Annotated in this window: 26 protein-coding genes; 9 read left to right on the forward strand and 17 right to left on the reverse strand. The window is 61.3% G+C overall.

All coding sequences use genetic code 11. The features are described from left to right. Positions 1-44: 44 nt before the first annotated feature. Together ACOQOQ_RS16305 and ACOQOQ_RS16310 are read left to right on the forward strand one after the other, a co-directional pair. Positions 45-434: a hypothetical protein gene (locus ACOQOQ_RS16305; protein ID WP_420568029.1), complete on the forward strand. Its 390-nt coding sequence runs from the start codon at positions 45-47 to the stop codon at positions 432-434. Positions 435-576: 142 nt separating this feature from the next. After that, positions 577-1596 (forward strand): alkane 1-monooxygenase, encoded by a 1020-nt coding sequence (locus ACOQOQ_RS16310; protein ID WP_420568030.1) that lies wholly within the window; start codon positions 577-579, stop codon positions 1594-1596. 9 nt (positions 1597-1605) lie between these two features. Here the strand turns inward: ACOQOQ_RS16310 and xseA are convergent, their stop codons facing one another. Continuing rightward, positions 1606-3165, reverse strand: a complete 1560-nt coding sequence (gene xseA, locus ACOQOQ_RS16315) for an exodeoxyribonuclease VII large subunit (protein WP_420568031.1) — start codon at positions 3163-3165, stop codon at positions 1606-1608. A gap of 73 nt (positions 3166-3238) precedes the next feature. On the opposite strand from xseA, the gene purD reads away from it, so the two are divergent. Continuing rightward, the gene (purD, locus tag ACOQOQ_RS16320) at positions 3239-4501 is read left to right on the forward strand and encodes a phosphoribosylamine--glycine ligase (RefSeq protein ID WP_420568032.1); all 1263 of its coding nucleotides are present in this window, start codon (positions 3239-3241) and stop codon (positions 4499-4501) included. 116 nt (positions 4502-4617) lie between these two features. Next, the gene (locus ACOQOQ_RS16325) at positions 4618-5217 is read left to right on the forward strand and encodes a LuxR C-terminal-related transcriptional regulator (protein WP_420568033.1); all 600 of its coding nucleotides are present in this window, start codon (positions 4618-4620) and stop codon (positions 5215-5217) included. A 7-nt stretch (positions 5218-5224) separates the two neighbouring features. On the opposite strand, the gene ACOQOQ_RS16330 is transcribed toward ACOQOQ_RS16325, so the two are convergent. Continuing rightward, the gene (locus ACOQOQ_RS16330) at positions 5225-5932 is read right to left on the reverse strand and encodes an FG-GAP repeat domain-containing protein (protein WP_420568034.1); all 708 of its coding nucleotides are present in this window, start codon (positions 5930-5932) and stop codon (positions 5225-5227) included. Beyond that, entirely contained in the window at positions 5932-6255 is a 324-nt protein-coding gene (locus ACOQOQ_RS16335) for a 2Fe-2S iron-sulfur cluster-binding protein (protein ID WP_420568035.1), read from the reverse strand. The genes ACOQOQ_RS16330 and ACOQOQ_RS16335 overlap by 1 nt, the downstream gene beginning before the upstream one ends. Before the next feature lie 179 nt (positions 6256-6434). Here ACOQOQ_RS16335 and ACOQOQ_RS16340 point away from each other — a divergent pair, with 179 nt between their 5' ends. Continuing rightward, complete coding sequence (locus tag ACOQOQ_RS16340; protein WP_420568036.1) at positions 6435-6962, forward strand: peptidoglycan-binding domain-containing protein; 528 nt, start codon at positions 6435-6437, stop codon at positions 6960-6962. 70 nt (positions 6963-7032) lie between these two features. Here ACOQOQ_RS16340 and ACOQOQ_RS16345 read toward each other — a convergent pair whose 3' ends face one another. The 7 genes from ACOQOQ_RS16345 to rpiA form a co-directional block, all read right to left on the reverse strand. After that, complete coding sequence (locus tag ACOQOQ_RS16345) at positions 7033-8496, reverse strand: DegQ family serine endoprotease (RefSeq protein WP_420568037.1); 1464 nt, start codon at positions 8494-8496, stop codon at positions 7033-7035. A gap of 205 nt (positions 8497-8701) precedes the next feature. Beyond that, the gene (locus ACOQOQ_RS16350; RefSeq protein WP_420568038.1) at positions 8702-8899 is read right to left on the reverse strand and encodes a DUF2065 family protein; all 198 of its coding nucleotides are present in this window, start codon (positions 8897-8899) and stop codon (positions 8702-8704) included. Then, entirely contained in the window at positions 8896-9774 is an 879-nt protein-coding gene (hflC, locus tag ACOQOQ_RS16355; RefSeq protein WP_420568039.1) for a protease modulator HflC, read from the reverse strand. Before hflC ends, ACOQOQ_RS16350 begins: the two co-directional genes overlap by 4 nt. Before the next feature lie 3 nt (positions 9775-9777). Beyond that, a complete protein-coding gene (gene hflK, locus ACOQOQ_RS16360) occupies positions 9778-10923 on the reverse strand; it encodes an FtsH protease activity modulator HflK (protein WP_420568040.1) in 1146 nt (381 codons plus the stop codon). A gap of 74 nt (positions 10924-10997) precedes the next feature. After that, entirely contained in the window at positions 10998-12362 is a 1365-nt protein-coding gene (gene gor / locus ACOQOQ_RS16365; protein WP_420568041.1) for a glutathione-disulfide reductase, read from the reverse strand. 37 nt (positions 12363-12399) lie between these two features. Beyond that, positions 12400-12933 (reverse strand): hypothetical protein, encoded by a 534-nt coding sequence (locus ACOQOQ_RS16370; protein ID WP_420568042.1) that lies wholly within the window; start codon positions 12931-12933, stop codon positions 12400-12402. A 37-nt stretch (positions 12934-12970) separates the two neighbouring features. Next, positions 12971-13759 carry a ribose-5-phosphate isomerase RpiA gene (gene rpiA / locus ACOQOQ_RS16375; RefSeq protein ID WP_420568043.1) on the reverse strand — a complete coding sequence of 263 codons (789 nt, stop codon included), beginning with the start codon at positions 13757-13759 and terminating at the stop codon, positions 12971-12973. Between the two features lie 181 nt (positions 13760-13940). Between rpiA and ACOQOQ_RS16380 the strand changes: the two genes are divergently transcribed. Further along, entirely contained in the window at positions 13941-15314 is a 1374-nt protein-coding gene (locus ACOQOQ_RS16380) for an L-serine ammonia-lyase (protein WP_420568044.1), read from the forward strand. On the opposite strand, the gene ACOQOQ_RS16385 is transcribed toward ACOQOQ_RS16380, so the two are convergent. Continuing rightward, positions 15295-15972 carry a thiamine diphosphokinase gene (locus ACOQOQ_RS16385; RefSeq protein ID WP_420568045.1) on the reverse strand — a complete coding sequence of 226 codons (678 nt, stop codon included), beginning with the start codon at positions 15970-15972 and terminating at the stop codon, positions 15295-15297. The genes ACOQOQ_RS16380 and ACOQOQ_RS16385 overlap by 20 nt on opposite strands. A gap of 137 nt (positions 15973-16109) precedes the next feature. Here ACOQOQ_RS16385 and ACOQOQ_RS16390 point away from each other — a divergent pair, with 137 nt between their 5' ends. Then, positions 16110-17831, forward strand: a complete 1722-nt coding sequence (locus ACOQOQ_RS16390) for a hypothetical protein (RefSeq protein ID WP_420568046.1) — start codon at positions 16110-16112, stop codon at positions 17829-17831. Between the two features lie 53 nt (positions 17832-17884). On the opposite strand, the gene ACOQOQ_RS16395 is transcribed toward ACOQOQ_RS16390, so the two are convergent. The 4 genes from ACOQOQ_RS16395 to ACOQOQ_RS16410 all read right to left on the reverse strand — a co-directional run bounded on the left by ACOQOQ_RS16395 (position 17885) and on the right by ACOQOQ_RS16410 (position 22063). Continuing rightward, a complete protein-coding gene (locus tag ACOQOQ_RS16395) occupies positions 17885-18850 on the reverse strand; it encodes a diguanylate cyclase domain-containing protein (protein WP_420568047.1) in 966 nt (321 codons plus the stop codon). 1 nt (position 18851) lies between these two features. After that, positions 18852-19439: a heme NO-binding domain-containing protein gene (locus tag ACOQOQ_RS16400; RefSeq protein ID WP_420568048.1), complete on the reverse strand. Its 588-nt coding sequence runs from the start codon at positions 19437-19439 to the stop codon at positions 18852-18854. Between the two features lie 68 nt (positions 19440-19507). After that, positions 19508-21280, reverse strand: coding sequence for a hypothetical protein (locus tag ACOQOQ_RS16405; protein ID WP_420568049.1), 1773 nt, complete (start codon positions 21278-21280; stop codon positions 19508-19510). An 87-nt stretch (positions 21281-21367) separates the two neighbouring features. Further along, positions 21368-22063: an HAD family hydrolase gene (locus ACOQOQ_RS16410; RefSeq protein ID WP_420568050.1), complete on the reverse strand. Its 696-nt coding sequence runs from the start codon at positions 22061-22063 to the stop codon at positions 21368-21370. A gap of 113 nt (positions 22064-22176) precedes the next feature. On the opposite strand from ACOQOQ_RS16410, the gene ACOQOQ_RS16415 reads away from it, so the two are divergent. Further along, positions 22177-22632 (forward strand): MarR family winged helix-turn-helix transcriptional regulator, encoded by a 456-nt coding sequence (locus ACOQOQ_RS16415; RefSeq protein ID WP_420568051.1) that lies wholly within the window; start codon positions 22177-22179, stop codon positions 22630-22632. A 1-nt stretch (position 22633) separates the two neighbouring features. Here the strand turns inward: ACOQOQ_RS16415 and ACOQOQ_RS16420 are convergent, their stop codons facing one another. Further along, positions 22634-22918 carry a DUF3572 domain-containing protein gene (locus ACOQOQ_RS16420; RefSeq protein WP_420568052.1) on the reverse strand — a complete coding sequence of 95 codons (285 nt, stop codon included), beginning with the start codon at positions 22916-22918 and terminating at the stop codon, positions 22634-22636. A 114-nt stretch (positions 22919-23032) separates the two neighbouring features. On the opposite strand from ACOQOQ_RS16420, the gene ACOQOQ_RS16425 reads away from it, so the two are divergent. After that, positions 23033-24460, forward strand: coding sequence for a diguanylate cyclase domain-containing protein (locus tag ACOQOQ_RS16425; protein ID WP_420568053.1), 1428 nt, complete (start codon positions 23033-23035; stop codon positions 24458-24460). A gap of 33 nt (positions 24461-24493) precedes the next feature. Here ACOQOQ_RS16425 and ACOQOQ_RS16430 read toward each other — a convergent pair whose 3' ends face one another. Further along, positions 24494-25006 carry a periplasmic heavy metal sensor gene (locus ACOQOQ_RS16430; RefSeq protein ID WP_420568054.1) on the reverse strand — a complete coding sequence of 171 codons (513 nt, stop codon included), beginning with the start codon at positions 25004-25006 and terminating at the stop codon, positions 24494-24496. Positions 25007-25009: the final 3 nt, after the last annotated feature.

Raw genomic sequence — 25009 nt, forward strand, 5'->3', positions numbered from 1 at the left:
TTTGTGACTTGGCAAAACCGTAAATCCAAGGTCACTCTCAGCGTATGAGACATTATCTTTTTCTTTTTTCCCTTGCCACGCCTGCGCTGGCCGAAACCCCGATGAACGGCGACGAATTTGATGCCTATACGCGGGACAAAACCTTTTACTTCGCCGAATCCGGTCAGCCCTATGGCGCCGAGGAATACCTGCCCAACCGCCGCGTAAGATGGTCCTTTCTGGATGGACGCTGCAAGGACGGGAAGTGGTACGAGGAAGCCGGGCAAATCTGCTTTGTTTACGAAGACCGGCCCGATCCTCAATGCTGGAGCTTCTTCGACAAACCTGCTGGGCTGATCGCACGTTTTGAAGGCGTCACAGGGGGCACCATCCTGTACGAAACCCGTCAGAGCGAGCAGCCAATGATGTGCATGGGCCCTGACGTTGGCGTTTGATATTACAACTTGGTTTGAAGATTAGGCGGGCCCAAGCCCCCCAAGCTTATCCTTTTCCAACAATTTTGGCTTTTTGCTTTCCGTGTGCGATTTGCCTGCCTAGGATGCATGAAACAAGGTTTCCCCCGCACCGGAGCTGCGCGTGTATCTTTTTGCCTTCGCCACGCTGTTGCCAACCACGTGCCTAAGCCTGGCCGCCCTTGTCGGAGGCCCCCTTGTCTGGACCGGGCTTATCGTGATGTCGGCCGGGTGCTATGCCGTGGATCGTCTGGCCCATGGCCAAGCCGCCCGCCGGATAGGCTCAGAATTCCCCACCGGAGACGCCCTGCTGACTGCGCTGGGTTTGCTTCACTTGCCGATGCTGACATTGGCCGTCTGGGCGATTTCCTCGGCGCCCTATCTGATTTTCCCCGAGCGTATCGGGCTGCTGATCGGCTTTGGCCTGTTTTTCGGCCAGATCGGCCACCCCAACGCCCACGAGCTTATTCATCGCCCCAACCGGGGACTTCGCGCATTGGGCGTCATGACCTACGCGACGCTGCTGATCGGGCACCATGCCTCGGCGCATCGGCTGGTGCATCATGTCCATGTGGGCACTGCGGCTGACCCCAATTCGGCCCCGCAAGGCACGGGGTTTTGGCGTTTCTTTGCCAAGGCGTGGCGCGGGTCTTTTGTCGCTGGTCTGCGGGCAGAAAAAGCCCTGCGTCGCCGCGCGAAACACCCAGCGAAAAACCATAACCCCTATTTTATCTATCTATTTTGGTCCCTTACATCCCTTGGCTTATCGTGGGCGGTCGGCGGTGCGGCTGGAATTGGCGTCGTGGTGGCCGTGGCGGTCTATGCCCAAATCCAGATTTTCCTGGCCGATTACGTACAACATTACGGGCTGCGCCGGGCGCTGAAGCCTGATGGCAAACCCCAACCTGTCGGCCCCCAGGATTCGTGGAACAGCCCGCATTTAGGCTCCAGCGCGATGATGCTGAACGCCCCAAGACATTCAGACCATCATATGCATCCGGGGCGGCATTTCCCGGCTTTGCGACTGGACGCAGAGATGCCCGTTTTGCCCTATTCACTGCCCGTCATGGCGGTGATCGCCCTGATTCCACCCCTGTGGCGCCGCATGATGGATCCACGGGTCAAGGCGATCAAAACGGTCTGATCCGATAGACTAGAACAGGCTGCCTTGTTCGGGTGGTTTGGACGGTGACTTGCGTGCGGGCTTGGATGCGGGTTTCCCGCCGTCGTCCAGGGCAAGCGTGCCATCCGCGAACTCAATCTCAAGCGCCTTGGCTTTTTTCGCCGCTTTCGAGGTTGTCACAACTGCGCCATCCCCGCGGACAACCGCATATCCGCGTTGCAACGTCGCCTTATACCCCAACGTCTCGCGCAGGTGATCCAGACGGTCGATGTTCTTGCGCCAGGTGTCCGTCTGGCGGGATGCGGCTTGTGAAAAACGCTGAGCGACATTGTCAAAATTCTGGTATTTTCGTTTGATATCAGCGTCTATGGGGCCGGTCTTCAACCGTTCTGCTCGCAGGCGTAAAGCCTCGGACTTGGCGGCAACCGTGCGGGACAGACCCGCATCCAGACGCGGAGACAATTCGGCAAGGCGGCGTTTTTCGGTTTCGATCTGTCGCCTCAGCGCCGAGGCGCGCAACCCGCCCGAGGCCTCGGACAGTTTCACACGGCGCAATTGCACCGAACGGATCAACCCTTGCGGCAGCCGATCCCCCCAGACGTCCATTTTCTGGCGCGGTCCCTCCAGCAGCGTTTCGGCACGGGGCAACGCGCGGCCAAGATCGCGCAGACGTTGCCCGCGCTGGGAGATCCCTTGGGTCAGGGCGCGGCTGAGGCGGGCGTTTTGCTGATCCAGCCAGCCCATAAGCTCCAACCGGACGGGAACGGCCAGCTCGGCCGCTGCGGTGGGCGTGGGCGCGCGTTTGTCCGACACATAGTCGATCAGGGTGGTATCCGTTTCATGCCCCACCGCTGAAATCAGCGGGATGTCCGAAGCCGCGGCGGCGCGGGCGACCTCTTCTTCGTTGAAGCCCCACAGATCCTCGATCGAGCCGCCCCCGCGCGCGACGATCAGCAGGTCCGGCCGGGGCAGCGACCCGCCCGGCGTCAGCGCGTTGAAACCCCGGATCGCATTAGCCACTTCGGGCGCACATTTCTGGCCCTGCACGGCAACGGGCCAGATCAGCACCTTGCGCGGGAACCGGTCGCGCAGACGGTGCAAAATATCGCGGATCACTGCGCCAGAGGGCGAGGTCACAACCCCGATCACCTCGGGCAAATAGGGCAGCGGGCGTTTGCGTTCGGGGGCAAACAACCCTTCGGCGGCCAGCGCGGCCTTGCGTTTCTCCAGCATGGCCATCAGCGCGCCCATGCCGGCGGGTTTGATGTCCTCGATCACCATCTGATATTTGGATTGGCCCGGGAAGGTGGTCAGACGGCCGGTGGCGACGACCTCCATGCCCTCCTCGGGACGGGTGGTCAGCTTTGCAGCGACGCCCTTCCAGATCACACCGGCCAGAACGGCGCGGTCATCCTTCAGATCCATATAGACGTGGCCGGATCGGGGCAGAGACACGCGCCCCACCTCACCGCGGATGCGGACATGGGAGAACTCGCCCTCGATCATGCGTTTCACCACGCCCGAGATCTCGGACACGCTGAATTCCGGGGCGTTTTGGCCTTCGGGGGCCTGATCAAAAAGTTCCGACATGTGGGGCCTGACTTGTATCCGTGCGCCAGCCACCTTAGAACGCCCCAAACGAGAGGCCAAGCGGAGACATGGCATGAATATCCTCATCCTGGGCGGCGGCGGACGCGAACACGCATTGGCATGGGCCGTCATGCAGAACCCCAAATGTGACAAGCTGATCGTGGCGCCGGGTAACGCCGGGATCGCCGCCATCGCCGATTGCGCCAGCCTGGACATCGAAAACGGTGTCGCCGTGGTAAATTTCGCCGAGGAAAACGCGATTGATTTCGTGATCGTCGGCCCCGAGGCGCCGCTGGCCGCAGGGGTTGCCGATGATCTGCGCAATGCGGGTTTCAGTGTGTTTGGCCCGTCCAAGGATGCCGCGCGGCTGGAGGCGTCGAAGAGCTTCACCAAGGAAATCTGCGACATCGCCAATGCACCCACCGCAGGCTATGGCCATTTCACCGACGCGGACGCCGCCAAGGCGCATATCCGTGAAAACGGCGCGCCCATCGTGGTCAAGGCCGACGGGCTGGCCGCTGGTAAGGGCGTGATCGTCGCGATGGACGAGCAGACCGCGCTTGACGCCATCGACGACATGTTCGGCGGCGAGTTTGGGGCCGCTGGCGCCGAGGTCGTGATCGAGGAATTCATGGAAGGCGAGGAAGCCTCGTATTTCATTCTGGTCGATGGCGAGGATTGCCTGCCCATCGGCACCGCGCAGGACCACAAGCGCGTCGGCGAGGGTGACACCGGCCTGAACACCGGCGGTATGGGTGCCTATTCCCCGGCCCCCGTACTGTCCGATGAGATTGCCGAGAAAGCGATGAACGAGATCATCCGCCCCACCATGAAGGCGATGGCCGACAAGGGCATGCCCTATCAGGGCGTTCTGTATGCCGGCCTGATGATCAAGGACGGCCAGCCGCGCCTGGTGGAGTACAACGTCCGGTTCGGCGATCCCGAATGCCAGGTGCTGATGCTGCGTCTGGGCGCTCAGGCTCTGGACCTGATGCAAGCCTGCGCCGAGGGCCGCCTGTCAGAGGCCACGGTGAACTGGGCCGATGATCACGCGATGACCGTTGTGATGGCCGCGAACGGGTATCCCGGAACCTATGAAAAAGGCAGCGTTATCAACGGGCTGGGCAACCTTCCCGAGACGTCCTCGGAAATGTGTTTCCACGCGGGCACCAGTTCCAAGGACGGCCAGATCGTCGCCACCGGCGGGCGCGTTCTGAACGTCACCGCGCGCGGGGACAGCCTGCGCCAGGCTGCCGATCGCGCTTATGCCATGGTCGATCAGATTGACTGGCCCGAAGGCTTCTGCCGCCGCGACATCGGCTGGCGCGCGCTGTAAAACAACCCTCGGCTGGCCCGTATTGCGGGCCGGCCACGCCCTTTGAAACGCCATTTGCGCATCCTTGTCGCTAAGCCTATCATGGCGCGAAACGCCCCAAAGGATTTGCGCACACCATGACCGAACTCGTTGATCAGGCCTATGCCACCGGCGATTTCATGGAGCTGATGTTCGCCCATGCCCCGATCGGGCTGGTGGTGACCGAAAACCGTGTGATCCGGGACTGCAACCCCACCTTTGCGGCGATGTTCGGTTATGACCGGAGCGAGCTGCAGGACCACCTGTTCAACATCCTGTACCCGTCCGAAGAAGAGTTCGCCAACATCCGCAATCGCGGTGTAAAGGACCTGCAGGAAAACACCGGCTATTGGGACGAACGGGTGATGGCGCGCAAGGATGGGCAGATGTTCTGGGTCCGGGTGCGCGGCCACAGCTTTACCCCCGATGATCCTCTACAACGCGCCATCTGGAGCTTTGCCGACCTATCCAAATCCCGCCCCTATCAACCGCTAACCCGTCGCGAACGCGAGGTTTTTTCGCTGATGGGGGAAGGCAAGACCAGCAAGGAAATCGCCCTGATCCTGGGCATGTCCTATCGCACGGTCGAGGTCCACCGCGGCCGTTTGCTCAAGAAATTCCGCGCGACTAATACCGCCAGCCTGTTCCAATCGCTGGGCACACTGGCCGGGCCGCATGTGGTGAACTCGGGCCAATAGGACGGGATCAGCGGCAGGCCAGGGCCGCGGTAAGGCTTGCAGGGCCATGGTATGGGCCAATGTCCTGCGTCCGAATATTGCCACCCGTAAGGACCGAGGCCATCAGACGCGACCAGTTGCTGTTCACAGTGATCATTTGCGGGCCATCGCCGCAGTCCCTCAGGCCACTGAAAATCTCGGCATCACCGATGCGGTGATTGGTCAGCCCGTCCTTTTCCGCCACCAGTTTCAGCTGACCCTGCTCAAAACGCCAAACGCGCAGCAGGCGCGCCAGGTGTGGGCGGTCGATATAGGCGATCTCGACCTTGCCGTCCCCATCCAGATCCGCCGCGCCAATAGGCGCCAGCCAGCGATTGCGGCGGCCGATATTGGGGGTCGCGGCGATCACGCCGGTTTCGTCCCAAATGGTCAGGCGTGCGCCAAGGGTATCGGTGGTTTCCACGGCGATCACCTCGGGGTCGCCATCCCCGTCCACGTCCACCAACCGAGGCGTGATATCCTCGAATATCTTGGACTGTGGTAAGGTCACGGTGATCGCACGCCCATTGGCCAGGTGCATCCGCATCCCGCCCCATTCCGGCGTGTCGCCCAGAATATCATGGTGGTAGCGATCGACCGGCTGAATGAACTGGGCCGAGACGATCTGCGCCTGCGCAAAACTGCCGGGCAAGGCCATCAGCCCCGCCCAGACCAGCATACGCAGGCTGCGCAGCATCAGATCTGCTTTTCGGGCATGTGGACGATCAGACCGTCCAATTCGTCCGAGACCTTCACCTGGCAGGTCAGGCGCGACCGCGCGGGATCAGGCTCGTAGGCAAAATCCAGCATGTCCTCTTCCATGTCGTCCTTGGCGGGCAGCTTGTCCACCCAAGCCGGATCAACATAGACGTGGCATGTCGAACACGCACACGCGCCACCGCAATCTGCCTCGATACCTGGAATATTGTTGTCGCGCGCGCCTTCCATGACGCTCAGACCATTGGCCACGTCCACAACGTGTTCGGTGCCGTTATGCTCGATGTAGGTGATTTTCGCCATCTGGCGGCCTCCTCGGGTCTTCAGTTGTCACTGTCAGCCAACTTCCTAGCCAAGCTGCCCGGAATTAACCAGTCCCTTTTGCGTGAAATACCCCGTGAACGGCCCGAATGCCCACACTTTCCCCAGAATTCAAAACCGGGTAGACTTAGGGAAACAAGCCGCAGAAGGCACCCGAGCAGATGATCCCTTTCCCAGTCCCGGCCCTTTGTGTTCTGGCCGCCTGTGTTCTTACCGCATGCAACACGGCGTTGCCCGACATGTCCGGTGAACCGCAGGTGACCCGCACTTTTGCCGAAGGCCCACCCGGCGCGGCCCCCGGCACCTGCTGGGGTAAGCACACCACGCCCGCGGTGATCGAGACCGTGACCCAGCAGATCATGCTTCAGCCCGCGCAGGTCACCACCGAAGGCCATGTGATCCAGCCGGCGATCTATAAGACCGAGACCCAGCAGCGCATCCTGCGCGAGCGCAAGGACACCTGGTTTCAGGCCCCCTGCCCGCCCCAGCAAACACCCGAGTTTATCGCGTCGGTTCAGCGCGCTTTGGCGGCCCGCAGCCTGTACAGGGGGCCCGTCACCGGCGTGATGGACGGCCCAACCCGCGCGGCCATTCGCAAATACCAGGCGCCTCAGGGGCTGGATTCGGGCATTCTGTCCACCGCCGCGGCCCGCAAGCTTGGCCTGATCGAGGTCGAGCGGCAAGAATGACCCCAAATGAAAGGACCGCCCCAAGGGGCGGCCCATTGTGTTTCCGGGGTATCTTTTTGGGAAAGACCCGTTAGTCCCGAATGGACAGCGCCACGAACCGAGGCTCGCCGCCACGGCGGATCAGCAGCAACAGCGACTTGCGACCAGCCTCCAAAGCCTCGTCGACGCGGGCCTTCAGATCGCCGGTGTTTTCCAGTTTCTGCTGACCGGCTTCGGTGATCAGGTCGCCCGCACGCAGACCTTTTTCAAAGGCCTCCGAGGTTTGATCCACATCCATCACCACCAGACCCATCGCGGTTTTCGGCAACTGCAGCTCGCCGCGCAACTCCTCGGTCAGAGGGCTCAGCGTCAGGCCCAGCATTTCTTTGGGTTCTTCAGCTTCTTCGGGCGCGGGGGCGGCAGTGCGCACGGCCTCGGCCTCTTCACGGCGGCCAAGGGTAACCTTGATGGTCTGGGTCTTGCCATCACGGAAGATGGTCACACGCACGGCCTTGCCAACCGCAGTGTTGCCGACCTGGCGCACCAGGGCGCGGGTGTCCACGACCTCGACCCCATCAAAACTAAGGATCACGTCGCCCTGAACGATCCCGGCCTTCTTGGCCGGACCATCGGGCACATCGGTGACCAGCACACCGGCTGTATCCTCAAGACCCAGTGCTTCAGCCACATCTGCGGTGACATCCTGAATGCTCACACCCAGCCAGCCGCGGCGTGTCTCGCCGAACTCTTTCAACTGGTCCACGACCCGCGTCACCACGTTAGACGCCATCGAGAAACCGATCCCGATCGAGCCGCCATTGGGCGACAGGATCGCAGTGTTCACGCCGATCACCTCGCCGTCCATGTTGAACAGCGGCCCGCCCGAGTTGCCCCGGTTGATCGCCGCGTCAGTCTGGATGTAGTCGTCATAACTGCCTGACAGCGACCGGTTGCGCGCCGATACGATACCCGCAGAGACCGAGAACCCCTGCCCCAGCGGGTTACCCATGGCCAGCACCCAATCCCCAACCCGAGAGGCATCACTGTCGCCAAAGGTCACGTAATTCAGCGGCTCGTCTGTCTCGACTTTCAGAAGGGCGATGTCGGTTTTTGGGTCGGTACCAATCACCTTGGCGGTCAGCTCTTCTCCGCTGAAAAATTCGATGACGATTTCGTCGGCCTGTTTGATCACGTGATCATTGGTGACGATATATCCGTCCTCGGAGATCACGAACCCCGAGCCCAGCGCCGAGCTGCGGCGCGGACGGTCGCCATCACCGCGATTCTGGTCTTGAAACTCGCGAAAGAAATCTTCGAAGGGGCTGCCTTCGGGTACAATGGGCGCACCGCCCGATTGCCCGGCCACCACGGTCGAGGTCGTGATATTCACCACCGAGGGGCTGATCTTCTCGGCCAGATCGGCCAAACTATCTGGACGCGCCTGCGCACTCGCCGCCTGCACCACAACCATCACCAGGGCCACAACCCCAAGCCACAAGGCCTGCAGTCCGTGTCCACGATACGGAACAGAAATTGCCTGACTGCTCACTCCCATCTCTCCTTTGATCTTAGGAACAGGCCGGGCTCCGGACCCGACACTTGCCCTACCATTCACCTCTATGCGCTGGATGGCAACTCAAACCCTCTCGCAAGCCCTCAACTGGCCGTGAACCGCCAGTGATCCACAGCCGGCCAATCGCGCTTCTTTGCTCGGCCAATACTCCGGGGTCTGGGGCAGCGCCCCAGCTTTTCATCCTTGCTCAGGCCCCCAAAGATTTACCGACCCACACAAGCACCAGACCCAAGCCCAACGCCACAAGACCCAACATACGGCGTTGATCTTCGCGCAGGGCGCGCAAGGCCGCCAGCATCTGCTCAATAAGCGAAGGGGCCAGCGCATAGGCCAGCCCCTCGACAATCAGCACAAGCCCTAGGGCCAGGCATGCCGCCGCGATCATTGCGCGACGGTGTCGGTTTTCAGATACTCGAAAAACTCGCTGTCCGGTGTCATCACCATCGAGGAATTCCCACCCGTCAGCGCGCTTTCATAGGCCTGAAGCGAGCGATAGAAGGCAAAGAATTCAGTATCCGCGCCATAGGCTTCGGCAAAGATGCCGTTGCGTTTCGCGTCGGCTTCACCACGGGTCACCTGCGCTTCACGCTCGGCCTCGGACAGGGTTTCCACCACGGTACGATCGGCCAGCGCGCGCACACGCTGCGCCGCTTCGTTACCACGGGCGATCTCGTCTGCGGCTTCGCGTTCGCGCTCGGCCCGCATCCGGGCGAAGGTGGCGTTCAGGTTCTGAGCAGGCAGGTTGGTCTGTTTCAGACGCACGTCCACCACGTCCAAGCCCAGGCTGACCGCAGCGGCACGGGCCTGATCCCGGATCCGCACCATCAGCTCGCGACGGTCAGACGACAGGATCGTATCCGAGGTCACCTGATCGGCACCCAGAACCTCGCGGATTTGCGCGTTCAGGATCGAGGACAGGCGGTCCTCGGCCAGACGCAAACCGCCCACGCCAACCGCTTGACGGAACTGAACCACGTCGGCGATGCGGTAGCGCGCAAAGGCGTCCACGACCAGACGACGATCATCCGAGGGGGTCACCTCGATGGTTTCAGTATCCAGCGACAGGATCCGGTCGTCATAGGTCACGACCTCTTGGATCAGCGGGATCTTGAAGTTCAGGCCCGGGTCTTTTTTCACGGCCTTGATCTGACCGAACTGCAGCACCAGCGCCCTTTCACGTTCGTCCACCACGAAGACCGAGGACAAAATCCCGGCAATCACGATAACCACAACAGGCAGAATAAATGTTGTCTTGTTCATGGCTTAGTTCCCCCCGGTCGAGCGACGGGTTTCATTCAGCGGCAGATAGGGCACAACGCCGGATCCGCCTTCGCCGATGATCCCCTGGTCCAGAATGGTCTTGTCCACGTCACCCAGAACCTTTTCCATGGTTTCCAGGTACAGACGCTTGCGGGTCACTTCGGGCGCTTTCTGGTATTCTTCCAGAACCGAGGTGAAGCGGCTGGCTTCACCCAAGGCATCGTTCACGACCTGCGCGCGATAGGCTTCGGCCTCTTCCAGTTTCTGGGCGGCTTCACCGCGTGCTTCGGCCAAAACGCGGTTGGCATAGGCATCGGCCTGACGCTCCAACCGGTCACGTTCCTGTTCGGCGGCCTGCACTTCACGGAAGCTGTCGATCACTTCGCGCGGCGGGTCGGCTTTTTCAAGGTTCACACGAACGATGTTGATACCGCTTTCGTATTCGTCCAGCGTTGCCTGAATGCTTTCACGCGCGGTGTCGGCGATCAGACCACGGTCACGGTTCAGGATCGGCGCCAGATTGCTGGCCGCGATGATCTCGCGCATGACCGATTCAGATACGGCCTGCACTGTCGCGCGCGAGTCGCGAAGGTTGAACAGCAGTTTTGCCGGATCGTTGATGTTCCAAACCACCTGGAAATCGATGTCCACGATGTTTGCATCGGTGGTCAGCATCAGCCCGGTATCCTGGGCACCGCGAGCCACGCCCACGTTTTCCGTCCGCTCCGAGGTGACGTTCACCACCTCTGCCGTCACCAGGGGCCACGGCGCGAAGTTCAGACCGGGGTTGCCGGTGGCGTTATATTTGCCCAGCAACAATTCAACCGACTGTTCTTCGGGTTTGACAGTGTAGAAGCTGCTGAAGGCCCACAGCCCGGCCAGCACCAGCGCGCCCAGCGTCAGCGTGCCTTTGGTAAACTTGGGTCCACCCGAGCCACCGCCCGAGCGGCCACGCCCCTGGCCACCGCCACCGCCGCCCATCAGGACGCGCAATTGCTCTTGGCCTTTTTTCATCAGCTCGTCGATCTCGGGGATCTGGGGGTTGTCGTCCTGCGGACGGCGCCCTCCGCCATTGTTGGGGCGATTGTCGTCACCGCCTCCTCCCCTGTTTCCACCGCCGCCCCAAGGGCCGCCAGAATTCCCAGCCATAAACCAGTGTTCCTCTTGTTATTCGTTGTGCCGTGCTGCCCTTTAAAGTGTGCAGCGCGGCGACTTTTTCAAGTTCAGGCCGTCCGAACGGGGGCCTTCATGGTCACAATTTCCTCGGACATGGTGGGGTGAACCGCCACAGTCCGGTCGAAATCTTCTTTGGTCGCGCCCATTTTCACCGCGATCCCAGCCAGCTGGATCATCTCGCCCGCGCCGGGGGCCACGATATGACAGCCCAGCACACGGCGGGTATCGGCGCACACCACCAGTTTCATCATCACACGTTCTGTGCGTCCGGCAAAGGCCGTCTGCATCGGTTTGAACGAAGTACAGTAAACCTCGATCGGGCCCGCATCTCGCGCCGCCTCTTCGCTCAGGCCCACGGTGCCAAATTCAGGCTGCGTGAAAATGGCGGTCGGGATCAGCTCGTGATCGGGTTTGGTCGGGTTGCCCTTGAAGACAGTTTCGACAAAGGCCATGCCTTCGCGGATCGCCACAGGGGTCAGGTTCACCCGGTCGGTCACGTCGCCCACGGCGTAGATCGAGGGCACCTCGGTCTGGCCATAGTCATCCACCAGCACCTGACCGCCCCGGCCAAGCTTCACGCCGACCTCTTCCAGGCCCATGTCATCAGTGTTGGGTGCGCGGCCCGTGGCGAACATCACCTGATCAAAGATGTTCTCGTCACCATTGGTGGCCTTGACCTTGATCTTGCCATCTTCGGTCTTTTCCATCGACAGGACGTTCGTGCCCAGATGCAGGTTCACGCCGCGCTGGATCATTTCCTCGGCGACCAGTCCGCGGGCCTCTTCGTCAAAGCCACGCAGCACTTGCGCGCCGCGGTAATATTGCGTGACCTCGACGCCCAGACCATTCAGAATGCCGGCAAATTCGCAGGCAATATAACCGCCACCAAGGATCAGGATATTCTGCGGCATCTGCTCCAGATGGAAGATATCGTTCGAGGTAATCGCCAGCTCGGCCCCCGGCAGATCAGGTTTTACGGGACGTCCACCCATCGCCAGAAGGATATGTTTGGCGGTCTTGCGCTCGCCGGTCGACAGTTCAACCGTGTGGGCATCCACCACCCGCGCGCGGGCGTCAAAGCTGTCCACGCCCGAGCCCTTCAGCAAGCTGCGATAGATGCCTTCCAGTCGGTCCAGTTCCGTGTGCAGTTTGGTCTTGAACCGGCCCCAGTTGAAGTCACCCAAGCTAACGTCCCAGCCATAGGCCGCCGCATCATCCGCAATGCCTGAATATTCGCTGGCGAAAACCATCAGCTTCTTGGGCACACAACCCCGGATCACGCAGGTACCGCCGTAACGGTCTTCCTCGGCAAGCGCCACCTTGGCCCCCGCATCGCCCGCCGCGACACGAGCAGCGCGCACCCCACCCGAGCCGCCGCCAATCACAAACAGGTCATAGTCAAAGCTGCTCATCTTTGGTTTTCCGTTCTTCTCATTTCATTCTTACCGCTCACCCGGCGTGGGCCGCACTTTTGCGAAGGATGTCCAGATCACAGGTCGTGGCATAACCCATCGCCCGTTTGATCCCTGGCAGAAGGGCCGCGCCGTTCATGGCATAGGACAGCTCAATCAGCCCTTTTTGGCCATAGGCGCGGAGCACTGAATCGCGCGCATCGGCGTCATCCTCGCGGCGATACACGACGGCGTCAGACAGGGCCATGACGGCCGCCAGATCGTCCACGATCAGCGCCCCCTGCCCCGCCAGGATCTGATCGATCAGTTCGGCGCCCAATCCGGCCTTGCGGGCCAGGCTGATCTCGGCCTGAACGCAGGTGCCGCAATCAGCCGCCAGCGCCCCGCGCAGACGGGCCGCGTGATAGGCTTGGGGCGGCACGTGCCGGTTGGGATCCAGGAACCCGAAAATCCGGTTATAGCGTTGCAGCAGGCCGAAATCCGTCCGCGCGATCTGGCGCGCATAGTCCAGCGAAACGCCCAAACGGCGCTCCGCCCGACCAATCAGGGCCGATGCGATTTTCTGAAACATCTGGCGTCTAGCTCCCTTTTGACGCTGGACTGACTTCCTAGTCCGACAGGTCCCGGAACAGGTTTTCCGACTCGACAAATTCCAGTCGTTCGGCCTGCATGGTGCCTTCATTGATATCGCGCGTTTCCACACGGCCGTCACCGTAACCGATGACCACCGTGTCACAGATATCAATGAACAGCCCGTTTTCAACCACACCGGGGATCTGATTCAGCGCCATCGCCAATTGGCGGGCGTTCCCGATACGGTTCAGGTGCAGATCGACGATGTAGTTGCCCTCGTCCGTGACAAAGGCCGCATCACCATTCATGCGCAAGGTCGTCTCGCGCCCCATTACGTCCATCGAGATCAGCAACTCTTCGATCAGGGCCTTGGAGGTCTGCCAACCGAAGGGGATGACCTCGACCGGCAGGGGGAATGCGCCCAGTGTTTCCACCTCTTTGCTGGCATCGGTGATCACCACCATGCGGTCGCTGGCCGTTGCCACGACCTTTTCCTGCAGATGGGCACCACCGCCCCCCTTGATCAGGTTGAAATCGCCGTCGAATTCGTCGGCGCCGTCAATGGTGATGTCCAGCCATTTGGCCTCGTCCAGGCTAATCACTTCGATCCCAACTTCGGCGGCCAGAACAGCCGTACGGGTCGAGGTCGGCACACCCTTGATACGCAGGCCTTCGTTCTGCACACGCTCGCCCAGACAGCGCACCATCCACGCCGCGGTCGAGCCTGTGCCCAGCCCCACTTTCATTCCGTCTTCGATGAAATCCACCGCACGTTTGGCGGCGACAAATTTGGCCTTGTCGATGGGCGACAATTCTCCGGTCATGGCAGCGACTCCGTTGATTTTGGAACGCTTATAGGAAAGATACAGGCCGGGCGCGAGGGGCAATCGCGCCGCTGCGCTGCCACGTGGCCCAAATGCGCATTTTTGCTCCAAACCGTCGCAAATCGCCGCGCGGCACCTTGGGGTGACGGTGTTATGCTGCTCCAAACAGCAAAGGTGCGCGATGTTCCTGTCCGTTTTCGATATGTTCAAGGTCGGTGTCGGCCCGTCCTCGTCCCACACGATGGGACCGATGGTGGCAGCTGCCCGGTTCCTTGAGCAGATGCGCGCCTCGCCGTTCGAGTTTGCCGGTCTGCGCGCCAGTCTGCACGGGTCCCTGGCCTTCACCGGGGTCGGGCATGCCACCGACCGCGCCACGATCCTGGGACTGGCTGGATTTGCGCCTCAGACCTATGACCATGATCGGGCTGAGGCTGCGCTGGCGCAGATCAACGCCACGTGCACGATCACACATGACGACCTTGGCGCGTTGCAGTTCGACCCGCGTGTGGATTTGATCTTTGACTATGACACGCCGCTGCCCGGCCACGCCAACGCGCTGCAACTGATGGCCACCGATGCACAGGGCGATGTCACCCTGCAAGAGACCTATTATTCCGTTGGCGGAGGCTTTGTACTGACCCAGGCCGAGCTGGACCGGGGCGAGGATACCGACCACGGCCCGCCCGTCCCTTTTCCCTTTCACTCGGCGGCCGAGATGCTGGAAATGGCCGCGACCTCGGGCAAAACCATCGCCCAGATGAAGGCCGCGAACGAGGTCTCTCGGGCAGGCGATGCGCAGATGAAACAGGGCTTGGCCCGCCTGTGGGAGGTCATGAACGCTTGCATCACCCGTGGACTGGAGGCCGAGGGCACCCTGCCCGGCGGGCTCAACGTCCGGCGCAGGGCCAAGCTGATCCATCAAGCGTTGCTGGCCGAACGGGGCCTGAATATGTCGGCGCCGCACACGGTGAATGACTGGATCAGCACCTATGCCATCGCCGTGAACGAGGAAAACGCCGCCGGTGGGCAGGTTGTCACCGCACCCACCAATGGCGCCGCCGGGGTGCTTCCTGCCGTCATCCGCTATTGGCTGGATCATGTGCCCGGCGCTACGGCCTCTGGGATTGACGACTTCCTGCTGACAGCGGCGGCGATCGGCGGGCTGATCAAGTATAATGCCTCGATCTCGGGCGCCGAAGCGGGCTGTCAGGCCGAGGTCGGATCAGCCGCCGCCATGGCTGCTGCGGGGCTGTGCGCCGTGATGGGCGGCTCGCCCGAGCAGGTCGAAAACGCCGCCGAGATCGCGCTGGAGCATCATCTGGGCATGACCTGCGATCCGGTCAAAGGTCTGGTGCAAGTGCCTTGTATCGAGCGCAACGGGCTGGGCGCAATCAAGGCCGTCTCTGCTGCCTCACTGGCCCTGCGCGGGGATGGGCAGCATTTCGTCCCGCTGGACGCCGCGATTGAAACCATGCGCCAAACCGGCCGCGACATGCACGAACACTATAAGGAAACCTCGCTGGGGGGGTTGGCCGTCAACGTGCCGAACTGTTAGGCTCGGCCAAAGCCTTGGCGACCAGCGGCAGCGTTTCCACGGGCAAGATCACCAGCATCCCCGGCCCGTCCATCTGCAGCCGCACTGGCCCGGTGGCCCGGTTCGAGGTGCCAACCCGCCCGTTCGGCGCCATTTCCAGCCCATCAACAGGCCACTTCAACCCTGTGGAACGCCCGGACACCCGTGCCATGGGAAACAGGGAAACCAGTGTGCCGGGCGCCAGGTCCAGCGCCAGATCGGGCGGAGCGTGAAACACAATCTGCGCCCCGCTCAGCAGCACGCAGGGCAGTACATGCCGCTGCACCAGCACCGAATAGCAGGCCAACATGTGGTCAATTCGGTCGCCCTCGAATCCCACGCCGATCACCAGAGGGGCCGCGATATTGCGCAAGGCCTTGTCGAAATCAGTGCTGTCTTGCTCGGAGATTTGGCAAATCCGCTGGGCCGGCAGTTTCGCCCGCGCCTGAGCGCTGATCGAGTCCATGTCTCCGACCACCGCTTCGGGCATCAGCCCATGCGCCAAGGCCGCATCGGTCCCGCCATCCGCGGAAACAATCACCGGCGCCAGCGACCGCGCCAACGCCAGACGATCGGCGCATACGGTACCCGCCCCGATCAGCGTCACCGCGCGTTCTGAGTGAAAAAACGGCTGTTTCATATGCAGTTTAGTGCCCGTTAACGACAATGATCACAATGTTGCCACGAAATGATACAGTAAAAACCCAAGATTCGTTCCGCTTTGGTCTGGTTCCACGTGGTAAACAATAGACCAAACGAATGAGGAAGCGAGTAGTCATGGTTAACACGAACAAAATTCTGACAGTCTCCTATGGCACATTTTCATGTACGCTTGAGGGCTTCGACGACTCGTTCGATATGATGAAGGACATCGCGGAATACTTCCGTGACCTTGCAGCCGACGACCGTTTCTTTGGCGCTGAACCGCCGACCCCGGACGCCGATATGCTGGCCCGTATCGCCGAACACAAAATGGCCCGCCAAGTCGAAGCGCGCGAGGAAAGCGGCTCGATCGTGTTGCGCCCGACCGCGCCTGCCGCCGAAGCTCCTGCCGCCGCGACGACGGCTGTTGCGGCCCCGATTGAAGCGCCCGCAGCCCAGGACGCACCTGTGGCAAAAGACGTGGTGACGGAAGAGCCTGCCATTTCCGCCCCAATCGAGGAAGCTGTTGCCGAAGCTCCTGTTCAGGCCGAACCTGAGCAAGCTGAACCTGAGCAGGCTGAACCGGTGCAGGCCGAAATCGTCGAAGAGATCATCGAAGAGCCTGCCCCCGCCCCAGCGCCTGCTCCGAAATTTGACGAAGAAAGCGTCGCCGACAAACTGTCGCGTATCCGCGCCGTCGTCAGCCGCAATGTCTCCGAATCCGAGCCCACCGCTGATTATAGCGAGGACGAGCACGCCGAGGATCTGGTGCAAGAAATTGCCGAGGCCGAACCGGCATTGGCCGAGGCCATCGACGAGTTGTCGGTTGAAGATCCGCAACTGGCCGAAGACATCGCCGAGTCCGCTCCGGAAGCGCCCGAAGCGCCTGCCGCGCGTGTGATCCGCATGAAGCGCGACGACTATGAAGCCGCCGTCGCCGATGGCCAGATCCAGACCGAACCCGCTGCGGCAGCCTCGGACAAGTCACTGTCGGACGCAGACGAAGAGGATCTGTTGCGCGAACTGGCCGAGGTTGAAGCCGAGCTGAACCTGACCCGACTGACCGATACACCAGACGCCGAAGACGACGATCTAAGCTCGATCTTCGCCGAGACCGAGGAACCCGCCGAAGCCCCTGAACCCGAACCTGCGCCCGCCGCGGCAAGCGGTGATACCGATGTCTCGCGTCTGATGAACAAGGCGGCCGAGGAAATGGATCGCCCCGAAGGTGCCCATCGCCGCAGCGCCATCGCGCATCTGCGCGCCGCTGTCGAAGCAACCCGCGCTGAAACCGAAGCAGGCGGTGGCCTGGGGCAAGGCGACGACAGCCTGGACGCCTATCGCGACGATTTGAAAAGCGTGGTGCGCCCGCGTCGCCCCCGCGCCGCCGAGGCACAACCCGAACACTCGCAGCGTCCGGCCAAGAAACCCGCACCGCTGAAACTGGTGGCCGAGCAGCGCGTTGACGCTGCGGATCCCACCCCGGAAGCCCGCGTTGTGCGTCCGCGCCGTGTGTCGCTTGAGGACGACGCCCCGCAACCCGCGGCCCAGTCCGGCCAGCCCTCGGCATCCAGCTTTGCCGAGTTTGCAGCGCAGGTCGGTGTCAAGGATCTGTCCGACGTGATGGAAGCCGCCGCTGCCTACATGTCTTACGTTGAAGGGCGCCAGAAATTCTCGCGGCCGCAACTTATGAACAAGGCCCGCCAGGTCGAAGAATATCAGTTCACCCGCGAGGATGGCCTGCGCTCGTTTGGACAGTTGCTGCGCGACGGCAAGATCGAGAAGCTGAAGGGCGGCCGTTTCACCGTGTCCGACGAACTGATCGGCTTCAAACCCGACGCGCGCGCCGCAGGCTAACGCCCGCCCCCAATGAAACCGCTAAAAAGGCCCGGCCGCACGCCGGGTCTTTTTCAATAGAAGCTATAGCAAGCACGCCCTTTGCGCTTTGAGGCATAAAGCGCCTCATCCGCGTCGTTCAAAAGCGTGGCGGCGGTCGGTGTATCGTAATCGGCAGACAAAACGATGCCGATGCTCGCGGAAACAGTACAGTCCTGCCCCCCAAAGGGGATCGGTTTTTCCATTTTCTCGATCAAACGTGCAGCAATGCGAGCCAGCGTTTCGCGCCCCTCAACATTCTGAAAAATCAGCACAAACTCATCGCCACCTACGCGCGCGACGGTGTCTTGTTCACGAACCTCATCGACCATGATCTGTGCGATATGCTGAAGAACGTGGTCCCCGGCTGCATGCCCCATTGTGTCATTGACCGCCTTGAAGAAATCCAGGTCCAGATGCATCAGGGCAAATGGCCTGTCCGCGGTGATCAGACGAGACAGAACATGATCCATTGCGCGCCGGTTCTTCAGCCCGGTAAGCGTATCTGTAAAGGCCTGTTCCTCGGCGGCGATCTTGGCGCCTTGCAAGCGCTGGTTCAGGGTCCGGCTGGCCTCCATCGCGGCGGATTTCGCTTCGATCAGATAGAGCATCTCGATCATCATGTCGGTGGGCGCGAAATCTGCGTTCGTCAGCTCATAATCGCGGATGCTTTCCAACACCGAGATGCCAAAGGACAGGTTCAGCAGATACAACTTGCCACATTGGCTGAGCACACCTTTGAGCACGGTTTGCGGCTCTGCCCGGAATTGCAGGTGCAGCTTTTCGCCTTGCCGGGCCAAAAGCGCAGGGGCGGTCACCAGCTTGGGCCGGATAACATCAAACAGGTCCAGCACATCCATTCCCGGCAGGGTCATTCCGTGCCGAAGTTTATGTAAGGTCGGGCCCGCGTGAACGATGCCCCCCTGCTCGTTCAGGATCAGATGCATCGGGCACAGCGTGTCCATGCAGGCAGCCAGATCGGATTGGGACCAGGCGCTCATTTTACTCATGCCCTGCGCTAAGGGTGAAACTGCGCCCTTCAGCAAAGGCCGTTTCGACCAGTGAGATATCAATAATATCCTCGCCGGGGCCGATGTGGCGCATATCCAGCAGCACCAGCGCGCCATAGTCATCCGCCATCGTCCGAAGTACGCCCAGCATCACGGCGCCGAACCCGTCATAGCGCGAGCGGACATGCAGATGCATGCGCGACGGATCTTCCTCGACCAGTTCAAGCTCGGGCAGCTCAAGGTCCGAGACCGCCATCCGCGCCCGGTCAGGCAGATCATCCAGCGAGTGCAGAAACTCCATGAAGCTGATCCCCCCGAAACGCAGCAACCTGCGCAGCGCCTCGACATTGGGATGCGAGACAAGGTAGGTGCCCAGATCCTCCAGCACCTCGGGTTGAGCCTTGTTCAGGATCTGCGCCAGCTCGGTCATGACCTTATCGGTCAGCTTGTCGTCATAGATCAGCATTGCTTCGAATGTGGCATCGCTTAGAGAGGCGCGCCGCGCGACATCGAACCAGAGTTCATTTCCGTAAGTATCGCGCACAAAACATTGTATCGCGCGATTGATCAGCCCGTGCATAAACGTCACCACTATTAAACTTCACTCGGGAACCTGCCAGAAGAGCTCTTAAAATTCCCTCAATAGCTCTAATTGTTAGGGAATATCGCGGTATCACCCAAGGTCAAGACATTTACCTGAGCGGGCTTGATTTCATAGTTACCTTCCCGAATATCCCGCAAAGCGGTCTCAGCGATATCTTCGCGTGTCCCTGGGATCAGGGTGCCCGGACGAACACCACCCACCAGGACGCCGTCTTCCAGCCAATAGCCGCGCACCTCCAGCGTATCGCGGTCCGTTTTGTAGATCAGCAGCCCCTCGGTCAGGCCCGATTCAGGGTGGAAGGGCACGATCAGGAACAGGCAACCGGGTGCGCCGTCGTCGGTCAGGGTCTCGCATCCTTTTCTGACGCGACCCATCTGATAGGAATGGAGCCCTTCAAAGGCCCTCTGCGGCAGTGATTGACCCTCGGGATAAACCGGGACCATCGCAAGCAGTTCTTGCGCCTGCTCAGGGACTTTTTGCTGCTTGATCTCGTCTTGAAAATCCCACTGCGAGTCCGACTGTTCGGCCCGCTCGATCAGAGCCAGGATTTGCGTGCGTGCCGGATAATCAGCTGTGGTGCGCAGCGTATCAAGCGCCTGTTGGCCAGCACGCCCCCATTCGTGCGTCAGCTCCCATACGGCGGCCTGATCGGGGGTGGCGCGCCCCTCGAGGATGCGTTCCAGCTGCGCATCGGCCGAAAGCTTTTCTGCATCCATCACCGGGGTCAGCCAAAGCGCCGCCAGCGCCAGCGACCACAACGCCAGCGCCACATTGGCACGGCGCAAACGCTCCATCCAGGCGCCGCGCGAAAGCGCCAGCACGGCGTAAACCAACCCATAGATCAAGACATTTACCACGCACAGTGCGGCCAACACCCGAGGCGGCGTCCAGCCATATTGCAGCACCCGCACGCTGATCCCCCACAATGCCAGAAGCGCGACGGGCAGCAGCAGCACGGCCAATGCCCGCACCATCCAGACCATCCACCGCAAGGTCACCTGATGCCCCGCATCCCGATCCACCGAGACCGTCACCAGCGTAATTCCCCCGATTGCGACGCCAGTCAGCAGCGCGGTTTCCGAGAAAAACTTCCACGCGTCGTCCAGCCCGCTTAGCACCAAGGCCACAAGGAACAGCGCCAGTATGGGCACCACAACGGGCACCAGCAGGCGGAAAAGGCGCAGCACCAAGTGGGGCGAAACATACGCGCGCCATTCATGCGCCACCGCGATGGCCAGCCCCAGAACAGTGCCGTTAATCACGAAGGGCATCGCCTCGATTTCCAGGATTTCTTCGATGATATTAAGGCCGACCAGCCCCAGCAGGGCATCGCTAAGGAACACGACGCCCCAGAACAGCCAGGTAAACAATACGGCCGCCAGCGCGCGCACGATCATGCCCCAGGCGGTCTGGAAAAGCTTGTCATAATCCAGCTGATGGGCCCTGCCGTGCTCGAGCCGGACCGAGATAAAGGGCGTGGCCACAAGATAGATGATGAACACCGCAGCGGCAGGGTGGACGGCGTCCACAAAAGGCTCAAGCGCGGCAAATCGAAAACTGGCTAAAAGCGACAGCATAGCCACCACCGAAGAAAGGCCCAGCGCCGGCAAAACCGAACGGCGCACAGGGTTGGGCCCGACCAAGGACATCAGCACCACGAAAAACCCGATGACCACGATGAACAGCACTAAAAGCAAGCGCGCGTTGTCGATCAGATCGGGCAGAAGCTCGACCAACGCCCACAGAGATAATCCGCCCACACCTCCAACGCCCGCCATCGCCAGCCGGGTGCGGCTCCAATCTTGTGCCTGTTTCATGCGTCTCTCCTTGGATATTGGCGCGCCTTTACACAACACCTTAGCGCAGCCCCGCAACCGCGCCAAACCCCAAGCAAAGCCGTCAGGTCACGAAAGGCTGTTCAGCCAACCGGGAATATGCCCGATGTCCGGCAGGACGATGTCGGCCAGCGGCGCAAGCTCTTCGGTTGGGGCGGTGCCGGTCAGCACACCCACCGTCCGCATTCCCGCACGGCGCCCGGCCAGCAAATCATGGGTGCTGTCACCCACCATCACCACGCTTTCGGGCGGCAGCTTCATCTGATCGGCAAAGGCCAGCAGCGGATCGGGCGAGGGTTTGGCCCCGAACCCGCTGTCATAGCCAGCAATGAAGTGAAACAGCGCCGTCACCCCCACCTGATCCAACTGGGTGCGCGCGCCGAATTCGCTGTCATTGGTCATCACGCCCAACCGCAGCCCCTGCCCGCGCAGACCGTTAAGGTACGGAGCCAGATCAACCGCAGGCGCCAGCGTCGCCTCGCCCACGCGTTGTTCAAGAAACAGCTCGATCTGCAGGACTGACAGATGCGGCACGGCCTGCGCAATAGCCTCGGAAACCTCGGCGTTAGTGCCGGCAATAAAGGGGCTGTCGGCGTGAAACCCGCCCGTTTCCAGATCAAACCGCACCGCCGCCGCCACCTGAGCGATCTGCGCATCGTCATGGCCTGCCAGCTCGTGGATCATCTGCGCCGCCCAGGTATCCCAGGTGGCGCGGAAATCGAACAAGGTTCCGTCTTTGTCGAACAACAGACCTTTGATGTGCATGTTCTGCCTCATGATATATTTGCGCCGAACCTGCCGTGCCCCGTGACAATTGGCAAGCCCGCTCAACGCCGCGATTGCTTGACTTTCCGCGCCTGTTCGGGCCCCTTATCGCCATGCAAAAGAACGATCCTTACCGGCTTCACCAATCGCTTAGCTACCACCTGTCCGTAGCGGCCCGCCTGCAAGAACGGCGGCTGGACGAGCAGTTAAAAACACTGGGGCTTAGCCGGACAACATGGTGTATCCTGCTGGCCGTAGGTAACGAGGATTTGTCACAACCATCTGACATCGCCGAGTTTGTTGGGATCGATCGCACCGCCACCAGCCGCGCCCTGCGCAAAATGGAAGAGGACGGTCTGCTGGGGCGCAGCTCGGGCACCGAGGACAAGCGCACGCGGCAGGTAGTCCTGAGCGATCAGGGCCGCGACGCGATCGCCAAAGCCACGCCGTTTGCCCGTAAGAATTCGGAAATCCTGGCTAACATCCTGACAGGGGACGAAGCAGACGAGCTGTGGCGGATCCTGTCCAAGATAGAGGATTCGGCCGATATTCCGCTGAAGACCCTGTAACTCAGGTCCAGTGCACCGCCTGCCCGCCGGGCAGCGCAGCGCGCACCTGCATCAACTGATCATAGGGCAGTGATTTGGCATCGCAAAAGGCGGTGACCCAGGCGTCGTCCATCAACAGAAAATCCAGAACCGAACCCAGGAATTCGGGATCCGTGGCGCCCGCGCGGATGTCATCCAGACCCGCTCCGGTGGACCCCAGGAAGATCGGCAAAAGCTCCTCGTTTCCGACCAGCCATTCCAACGCGCCAAGCGCCAGGGTTTCGGCTGTTTCCTGCCTCAGGGCCATGATCGCTCGCCTTGTTACTAAATTGGTTACTGTTTCTTAACCAATCCCAGAAAATAAAGGAGTTATCAAGTTATCGCCCTGCACAGGGCCTTTGCCAGAGTATCCTGTACCCTCATGCCCGGTAGAATTCTCATAATCGACGGGATTGCCACCAACCGAATAAGCCTTCGGGTCAGACTTTGCGCCGCATTCTACGATGTCTGTCAGGCTGCAACCGGGGCAGAGGGATTAGAGCTGTTGGGACAGACGCAACCCGACATCGTGCTGCTGGCCTCGACCCTGCCAGACATGAGCGCCAGCCAGTTTTGCCAGTCACTGCGCAGGCACCCCAAATTGGGCGACGTTGCCCTGGTCGTTTTGGAATGCACCGAGGATCGCGCGCGCCGTTTGGAAATTCTGGCCGCCGGGGCGGATGACGTGTTGGCCCGGCAAGCCGACCCCCGCCTGTTGCTGGCGCGTCTGCGCAGCCTGTTGCGCAGCGGCACCAGCCGCGACGACCGGTTACTGCATTCTCAGGCCGAAGCCTCGACCGGATTTGCCGAGCCCACCCGGCGCTTTGCCCGCGCGTCGCATATCGCGGTTCTGTCCGAAGATGTCGCCTGCGGGCTGACGTGGATCAAGCGCCTGCAAAAAGAGCGCCCCTATCGATATTCACTGTATTCCCCCCGCAGTCTGCCGCGTGATTTCGGGCGCGGTATGGTGCCCGACGTGATACTGATCGCCTCGTCCAGCCAGGACCAAGGCGATTTCGGCGCGTCGCTGCTGGCCACGCTGGGCGCGCAGCCGGGGTATCGGCGGTCCCGCTTTCTGATCTACGTACCGAACGAAGCTGCCGAGCCCGCCGCGCAGATGCTGGATCTGGGGGCTCATGACGTGATGCGCGGTGACTTTGACCCTGTCGAAATTTCGCTGCGTCTGGACCAACTGCTGCGCCGCAAGGCGCGCGCCGACCAGATGCACAAACGCCTTCAGGACGGCCTGCACGCGGCGCTGATCGACCCGCTGACCGGATTGCACAACCGTCGCTATGCCATGCCCGAACTTGGGCGCCTGATAAGCACCGCGATCGAGGGACGGTCCAGCCTTGCGTTGATGCTTGCGGATCTGGATCATTTCAAACGGATCAATGATCAATATGGCCACGCAGCTGGCGATGCCGTCCTGACCGAGATCGCGCGCCGTCTGCTGGGTGCTGTGGGATCAGACGATCTGGTGGCGCGCATTGGCGGCGAGGAATTCATGATCGCGATCCCCGGACTGAGCCTGCAAGAGGCTCAGCAAGCCGCGCAGCACCTGTGCCGGATCGTCTCTGAAACTCCGGTGACCATTCCCGGCCTGCGCCAGCCGGTTCCGGTGACGGTAAGCATCGGTTTGGCCATGGCCATGCCCTCGGGACAGCCCGCGGCAGGACGCCAAACCACACCCACGCAACCCGCCGAGGACCCGGCGGAATTGTTGCTGACCCGCGCCGACCAGGCGCTTTACGGGGCCAAGAACCTTGGCCGCAACCAAGTCACGACATTGGACCAGCCACGGATGTAGCAATCGGCCCCTGAAGGGTGAATTTCACTGAAATCAGTACTTGCTCGGACCTAAATGTCTGCGGTTTCGCAGCCCATCCTCCAGGCGTTCGGCAAATTCGGCGCGTTCTGCATCGCTCATGGCGGTCAGCCTTTGCAGCAGCAGCCGCTGCCCGATGGCCTGACGCTCTTGTCCGGCCGCCAACTGATTTTGCAGCAGGTCCCCAAGCGCCTCGGGGTCAAAGGGCTGCGCTTGCAGGGCTGAAAGCACCTGATCGAACTGCGCCTGCACCTGCGCGCGCGAGGGACGCTCGGCCCGGTATTCGCGGCGCAGCTGTTCACCAATCGCACGCCGATCCTTATGGCTAAGCGCATGGGTATAAGGACCCATCATCATGTCCACACGCGGCGGTCGCGGCCCATCCCTGGGTCCGTATTTCACCGCAGCGCCGATGACCACGCCAGCCACAGCCAGGTTCAGCGCCAACGAGGTGAAAAGCACCACCTTCAGCCAGGGACGCATCCCGGTTCCGGTTTTTTTAGGATTATTATCAAAAGGTTCAGTCATATC

Source organism: Thalassovita sp., from assembly GCF_965218685.1.
In the GTDB taxonomy this organism is placed as follows: Bacteria; Pseudomonadota; Alphaproteobacteria; order Rhodobacterales; family Rhodobacteraceae; genus Thalassobius.

Excerpts from the sequence above, each read along its gene's own strand:
- ACOQOQ_RS16305 (WP_420568029.1), top strand. The coding sequence starts at position 45 with ATGAGACATTATCTTTTTCTTTTTTCCCTTGCCACGCCTGCGCTGGCC.
- xseA (WP_420568031.1), bottom strand. The coding sequence starts at position 3,165 with ATGTCGGAACTTTTTGATCAGGCCCCCGAAGGCCAAAACGCCCCGGAA.
- purD (WP_420568032.1), top strand. The coding sequence starts at position 3,239 with ATGAATATCCTCATCCTGGGCGGCGGCGGACGCGAACACGCATTGGCA.
- ACOQOQ_RS16325 (WP_420568033.1), top strand. The coding sequence starts at position 4,618 with ATGACCGAACTCGTTGATCAGGCCTATGCCACCGGCGATTTCATGGAG.
- ACOQOQ_RS16330 (WP_420568034.1), bottom strand. The coding sequence starts at position 5,932 with ATGCTGCGCAGCCTGCGTATGCTGGTCTGGGCGGGGCTGATGGCCTTG.
- ACOQOQ_RS16335 (WP_420568035.1), bottom strand. The coding sequence starts at position 6,255 with ATGGCGAAAATCACCTACATCGAGCATAACGGCACCGAACACGTTGTG.
- ACOQOQ_RS16340 (WP_420568036.1), top strand. The coding sequence starts at position 6,435 with ATGATCCCTTTCCCAGTCCCGGCCCTTTGTGTTCTGGCCGCCTGTGTT.
- ACOQOQ_RS16345 (WP_420568037.1), bottom strand. The coding sequence starts at position 8,496 with ATGGGAGTGAGCAGTCAGGCAATTTCTGTTCCGTATCGTGGACACGGA.
- ACOQOQ_RS16350 (WP_420568038.1), bottom strand. The coding sequence starts at position 8,899 with ATGATCGCGGCGGCATGCCTGGCCCTAGGGCTTGTGCTGATTGTCGAG.
- hflC (WP_420568039.1), bottom strand. The coding sequence starts at position 9,774 with ATGAACAAGACAACATTTATTCTGCCTGTTGTGGTTATCGTGATTGCC.
- hflK (WP_420568040.1), bottom strand. The coding sequence starts at position 10,923 with ATGGCTGGGAATTCTGGCGGCCCTTGGGGCGGCGGTGGAAACAGGGGA.
- gor (WP_420568041.1), bottom strand. The coding sequence starts at position 12,362 with ATGAGCAGCTTTGACTATGACCTGTTTGTGATTGGCGGCGGCTCGGGT.
- ACOQOQ_RS16370 (WP_420568042.1), bottom strand. The coding sequence starts at position 12,933 with ATGTTTCAGAAAATCGCATCGGCCCTGATTGGTCGGGCGGAGCGCCGT.
- rpiA (WP_420568043.1), bottom strand. The coding sequence starts at position 13,759 with ATGACCGGAGAATTGTCGCCCATCGACAAGGCCAAATTTGTCGCCGCC.
- ACOQOQ_RS16380 (WP_420568044.1), top strand. The coding sequence starts at position 13,941 with ATGTTCCTGTCCGTTTTCGATATGTTCAAGGTCGGTGTCGGCCCGTCC.
- ACOQOQ_RS16385 (WP_420568045.1), bottom strand. The coding sequence starts at position 15,972 with ATGAAACAGCCGTTTTTTCACTCAGAACGCGCGGTGACGCTGATCGGG.
- ACOQOQ_RS16390 (WP_420568046.1), top strand. The coding sequence starts at position 16,110 with ATGGTTAACACGAACAAAATTCTGACAGTCTCCTATGGCACATTTTCA.
- ACOQOQ_RS16395 (WP_420568047.1), bottom strand. The coding sequence starts at position 18,850 with ATGAGCGCCTGGTCCCAATCCGATCTGGCTGCCTGCATGGACACGCTG.
- ACOQOQ_RS16400 (WP_420568048.1), bottom strand. The coding sequence starts at position 19,439 with ATGCACGGGCTGATCAATCGCGCGATACAATGTTTTGTGCGCGATACT.
- ACOQOQ_RS16405 (WP_420568049.1), bottom strand. The coding sequence starts at position 21,280 with ATGAAACAGGCACAAGATTGGAGCCGCACCCGGCTGGCGATGGCGGGC.
- ACOQOQ_RS16410 (WP_420568050.1), bottom strand. The coding sequence starts at position 22,063 with ATGCACATCAAAGGTCTGTTGTTCGACAAAGACGGAACCTTGTTCGAT.
- ACOQOQ_RS16415 (WP_420568051.1), top strand. The coding sequence starts at position 22,177 with ATGCAAAAGAACGATCCTTACCGGCTTCACCAATCGCTTAGCTACCAC.
- ACOQOQ_RS16420 (WP_420568052.1), bottom strand. The coding sequence starts at position 22,918 with ATGGCCCTGAGGCAGGAAACAGCCGAAACCCTGGCGCTTGGCGCGTTG.
- ACOQOQ_RS16425 (WP_420568053.1), top strand. The coding sequence starts at position 23,033 with ATGCCCGGTAGAATTCTCATAATCGACGGGATTGCCACCAACCGAATA.
- ACOQOQ_RS16430 (WP_420568054.1), bottom strand. The coding sequence starts at position 25,006 with ATGACTGAACCTTTTGATAATAATCCTAAAAAAACCGGAACCGGGATG.